General features: G+C 54.0%; 2 tRNA genes and 3 rRNA genes. All 5 read left to right on the top strand.

Features of this window, described 5'->3' with window-relative positions:
- Positions 1-270: 270 nt before the first annotated feature.
- Positions 271-1734, top strand: a 16S ribosomal RNA gene (locus ACRARE_RS22530).
- Positions 1735-1895: 161 nt separating this feature from the next.
- Positions 1896-1972: transfer RNA gene (locus ACRARE_RS22525), tRNA-Ile, on the top strand.
- Between the two features lie 156 nt (positions 1973-2128).
- A tRNA-Ala gene (locus tag ACRARE_RS22520) sits at positions 2129-2204 on the top strand.
- 375 nt (positions 2205-2579) lie between these two features.
- A 23S ribosomal RNA gene (locus ACRARE_RS22515) occupies positions 2580-5413 on the top strand.
- A gap of 80 nt (positions 5414-5493) precedes the next feature.
- Positions 5494-5608, top strand: a 5S ribosomal RNA gene (gene rrf, locus ACRARE_RS22510).
- The 16S, 23S and 5S rRNA genes sit together here with 2 tRNA genes alongside, the layout of an rRNA operon.
- Positions 5609-5633: the final 25 nt, after the last annotated feature.

The following is a 5633-nucleotide window of genomic DNA, read 5'->3' as shown; positions in this document are numbered from 1 at the left end:
AAGTTAGGGCGCACTGGTCTGGTTTTTGTCTCTACGCTCTTTGACATCGCGAGTATCTGAAGAGATATGCGGGCGGTTTGGATCATTCGACGAATGAACGTCTGTATATCGCGCTCTTAGGCCTCTGGCCGATGATAGAGTGTCAGCTTCACTGTTTGGACGGCTTTCTGTACCTTTGGTACTGAAGCACAGACAAACAGTTTTCCCCGGTTTAGCCACCGGGGAGTGATGTGCAGAGGTTCAACGTCAAGGATACGCCGTAAGGCGTTTCAACTTGAGAGTTTGATCCTGGCTCAGAACGAACGCTGGCGGCAGGCCTAACACATGCAAGTCGAGCGCGCCCTTCGGGGTGAGCGGCGGACGGGTGAGTAACGCGTGGGAACGTACCCAGATCTGCGGAATAGCCTCGGGAAACTGAGAGTAATACCGCATACGCCCTTCGGGGGAAAGATTTATCGGATTTGGATCGGCCCGCGTTAGATTAGATAGTTGGTGGGGTAATGGCCTACCAAGTCTACGATCTATAGCTGGTTTTAGAGGATGATCAGCCACACTGGGACTGAGACACGGCCCAGACTCCTACGGGAGGCAGCAGTGGGGAATCTTAGACAATGGGCGCAAGCCTGATCTAGCCATGCCGCGTGAGTGATGAAGGCCCTAGGGTCGTAAAGCTCTTTCGCCAGGGATGATAATGACAGTACCTGGTAAAGAAACCCCGGCTAACTCCGTGCCAGCAGCCGCGGTAATACGGAGGGGGTTAGCGTTGTTCGGAATTACTGGGCGTAAAGCGCGCGTAGGCGGACTATTAAGTCAGGGGTGAAATCCCGGGGCTCAACCCCGGAACTGCCCTTGATACTGGTAGTCTTGAGTTCGAGAGAGGTGAGTGGAACTCCGAGTGTAGAGGTGAAATTCGTAGATATTCGGAAGAACACCAGTGGCGAAGGCGGCTCACTGGCTCGATACTGACGCTGAGGTGCGAAAGTGTGGGGAGCAAACAGGATTAGATACCCTGGTAGTCCACACCGTAAACGATGAATGCCAGACGTCGGCTAGCATGCTAGTCGGTGTCACACCTAACGGATTAAGCATTCCGCCTGGGGAGTACGGTCGCAAGATTAAAACTCAAAGGAATTGACGGGGGCCCGCACAAGCGGTGGAGCATGTGGTTTAATTCGAAGCAACGCGCAGAACCTTACCAACCCTTGACATCCTAGGACAGTTCCAGAGATGGATCCTTCACTTCGGTGACCTAGTGACAGGTGCTGCATGGCTGTCGTCAGCTCGTGTCGTGAGATGTTCGGTTAAGTCCGGCAACGAGCGCAACCCACATCCTTAGTTGCCAGCAGTTCGGCTGGGCACTCTAGGGAAACTGCCCGTGATAAGCGGGAGGAAGGTGTGGATGACGTCAAGTCCTCATGGCCCTTACGGGTTGGGCTACACACGTGCTACAATGGTATCAACAGTGGGTTAATCCCTAAAAGATATCTCAGTTCGGATTGTCGTCTGCAACTCGACGGCATGAAGTCGGAATCGCTAGTAATCGCGTAACAGCATGACGCGGTGAATACGTTCCCGGGCCTTGTACACACCGCCCGTCACATCATGGGAGTTGGGTTTACCCGAAGACGGTGCGCCAACCAGCAATGGGGGCAGCTGGCCACGGTAGGCTCAGCGACTGGGATGAAGTCGTAACAAGGTAGCCGTAGGGGAACCTGCGGCTGGATCACCTCCTTTCTAAGGATGTTCCTAGATTGAATGGCTTGCCATTCACGTGGAACACTTAGCAGAAGAGCCCTACCTTTGGGGCTCGCCAAACTCGGTCCAGGCCGTCCTCATATCTCTTCAGAAAGTGGTTCAGGTCATCGACCTGTCCGATCCATTCCGGATCACCTTATGGGTCGGTAGCTCAGGTGGTTAGAGCGCACGCCTGATAAGCGTGAGGTCGGAGGTTCAAGTCCTCCTCGACCCACCAACCTGCCTTTGCGTAGCAAAGGTCAGGACGCGATAGGGTATTTGACGTAGTCAAATGTCCCGAAAGCGGTTCGCTCCCAGGATTGCACCGGGTGCCTCTCGCGCATTGCTTTGCAATACGCTGTCGCACTCGTTGAATGCTGGAGCATTCAACGTTGGGGCCTTAGCTCAGCTGGGAGAGCGCCTGATTTGCATTCAGGAGGTCAGGAGTTCGATCCTCCTAGGCTCCACCACTTCACATACTCAAGACGAAGAGCCCGATTTGATCGCTAAGCAGCGTTGCTGTTTAGCCGTCCAATCGGACGATTTGACATCGTATAGAGAGATATCAATCAACCTCATCTCCCCCGCAAGTGCGCGGACCGGGACGTTGAAGAGGCCTTCGGGCCGAGCGGTTTGAGGAAGACGCCAAGCTTCCCGATCGTATGCTTCTTCGAAAAGAATGAGTGTTGTCCAAGTCAAGTACACTAACCCGAGCAACTACGGTTGCTCATAGTCTGGACGACAGTCCAGGCGGGAAATGTATGACTTCTGATCCAGAACAGAGAGCCAGCGGACGAACCAGCCCGCATATGGCTCGCGGCAGTTTCCTGTCTTCTTCTGGATCGGATCAAGCGCGAGAAGGGCGTTTGGTGGATGCCTTGGCAGCAAGAGGCGATGAAGGACGTGATACTCTGCGATAAGCTTGGGGGAGCCGAGAATAGGCTTTGATCCCAGGATCTCCGAATGGGGCAACCCACCTGACAGTAAGTTATAATAGCCGCGCAAGCGGTGATTTATAGCCTGCTGAACCAGGTACTTCTTACCTGAACACATAGGGTTTGAAGAGCAAACCCGGGGAACTGAAACATCTAAGTACCCGGAGGAAAGGAAATCAATTGATACTCCCCTAGTAGCGGCGAGCGAACGGGGACCAGCCGAGCCGTGAATGTGACCAGAACTGTTTGGGAAGACAGACCATAGTGGGTGACAGTCCCGTATGGGAAGCATGATCGGACGTATTAAGTAGGGCGGGACACGTGAAATCCTGTCTGAAGATCGGAGGACCACCTTCGAAGGCTAAGTACTCCTTGCTGACCGATAGCGAACCAGTACCGTGAGGGAAAGGTGAAAAGCACCCCGACGAGGGGAGTGAAACAGTACCTGAAACCGGACGCCTACAATCAGTTGGAGGGCCCTTGCGGCCTGACAGCGTACCTTTTGTATAATGGGTCATCGACTTGGTCTCACGAGCAAGCTTAAGCCGATAGGTGTAGGCGCAGCGAAAGCGAGTCTTAATAGGGCGTCGAGTTCGTGGGATCAGACCCGAAACCGAGTGATCTAGGCATGACCAGGATGAAGGTAAGGTAACACTTACTGGAGGTCCGAACCCACACCTGTTGAAAAAGGTCGGGATGAGTTGTGCCTAGGGGTGAAAGGCCAATCAAACTCGGAGATAGCTGGTTCTCCGCGAAATCTATTTAGGTAGAGCGTCATCCGAATACCCCGGGGGGTAGAGCACTGGATGGGTAATGGGGCCCCACAGGCTTACTGATCCTAACCAAACTCCGAATACCCGGGAGTACTAGATGGCAGACACACTGCGGGTGCTAACGCCCGTAGTGGAGAGGGAAACAACCCTGACCTCCAGCTAAGGCCCCCAATTCATGGCTAAGTGGGAAAGCAGGTGGGACGACCAAAACAACCAGGAGGTTGGCTTAGAAGCAGCCATCCTTTAAAGATAGCGTAACAGCTCACTGGTCTAATCAAGTTGTCCTGCGGCGAAGATGTAACGGGGCTCAAGCCATGAGCCGAAGCTGAGGATGCACATAGTGCATGGTAGCGGAGCGTAGTGTGACATAGCTTCATGCCTTCTTCACCTTCTCCGGAAGGTATTGAAGGCTCGAAGCTTTCGATGAAGCCGGCCTGTGAGGGATCCGGTGGAGAGATCACTAGCGAGAATGATGACATGAGTAGCGACAAAGAGTGTGAGAGACACTCTCGCCGAAAGTCCAAGGGTTCCTGCTTAAAGCTAATCTGAGCAGGGTAAGCCGGCCCCTAAGCCGAGGCCGAAAGGCGTAGGCGATGGGAACCAGGTTAATATTCCTGGGCCAGTGGGATGTGACGGATTGTGAAGGTTGTTCACCCTTATCGGATTGGGTGGGCCGCTAATCAGTCCCAGGAAATAGCCCCACATGAGACCGTACCCTAAACCGACACAGGTGGACTGGTAGAGAATACCAAGGCGCTTGAGAGAACGATGTTGAAGGAACTCGGCAAAATACCTCCGTAAGTTCGCGAGAAGGAGGCCCGGGTTCAAGGCAACTTGGATCCGGGGGCACAAACCAGGGGGTGGCGACTGTTTACTAAAAACACAGGGCTCTGCGAAGTCGCAAGACGACGTATAGGGTCTGACGCCTGCCCGGTGCCTGAAGGTTAAAAGGAGGGGTGCAAGCTCCGAATTGAAGCCCAGGTAAACGGCGGCCGTAACTATAACGGTCCTAAGGTAGCGAAATTCCTTGTCGGGTAAGTTCCGACCTGCACGAATGGCGTAACGACTTCCCCGCTGTCTCCAACATCGACTCAGCGAAATTGAATTGCCTGTCAAGATGCAGGCTTCCCGCGGTTAGACGGAAAGACCCCGTGCACCTTTACTACAGCTTCACACTGGCATCAGGCACAACATGTGCAGGATAGGTGGTAGGCTTCGAAGCAGGGACGCCAGTCTCTGTGGAGCCTTCCTTGAGATACCACCCTTGTTCTGCTTGATGTCTAACCGCGATCCCTTATCGGGTTCCGGGACCCTGTGTGGCGGGTAGTTTGACTGGGGCGGTCGCCTCCTAAAGCGTAACGGAGGCGCGCGAAGGTTGGCTCAGAGCGGTCGGAAATCGCTCGTTGAGTGCAATGGCAGAAGCCAGCCTGACTGCGAGACTGACAAGTCGAGCAGAGTCGAAAGACGGCCATAGTGATCCGGTGGTCCCGAGTGGAAGGGCCATCGCTCAACGGATAAAAGGTACGCCGGGGATAACAGGCTGATACTGCCCAAGAGTCCATATCGACGGCAGTGTTTGGCACCTCGATGTCGGCTCATCTCATCCTGGGGCTGGAGCAGGTCCCAAGGGTACGGCTGTTCGCCGTTTAAAGAGGTACGTGAGCTGGGTTTAGAACGTCGTGAGACAGTTCGGTCCCTATCTGCCGTGGGTGTAGGATACTTGAGAGGAGTTGCCCCTAGTACGAGAGGACCGGGGTGAACGATCCACTGGTGGACCAGTTGTTATGCCAATAGCAGTGCTGGGTAGCTATGATCGGAAAGGATAACCGCTGAAGGCATCTAAGCGGGAAGCCCCCCTCAAAACAAGGTATCCCTGAGGGCCGTGGTAGACCACCACGTCGATAGGCCGGAGATGTAAGCACAGCAATGTGTTCAGTTGACCGGTACTAATGGCCCGATAGGCTTGATCCGTTCCAGTAGAATACAGGAACAATCAGAAGTCAGACCAAAAACAACAGATTGATATCTCTCAATAATGGATTTTTCCTCGGTCTGGTGGTCATAGCACGAGCAAAACACCCGGTCCCTTCCCGAACCCGGAAGTTAAGTGCCGTCGCGCTGATGGTACTGCGGCTTAAGTCGTGGGAGAGTAAGTCGCCGCCAGACCTAGAAAAAATCCAAAACGATGTAA

The organism is Pseudooceanicola aquaeponti (assembly GCF_050897975.1).
In the GTDB taxonomy this organism is placed as follows: domain Bacteria; phylum Pseudomonadota; class Alphaproteobacteria; order Rhodobacterales; family Rhodobacteraceae; genus Pseudooceanicola.
Note: the sequence above shows the minus strand (reverse complement) of the source record. Positions and strands in the feature narration are given on the sequence as shown.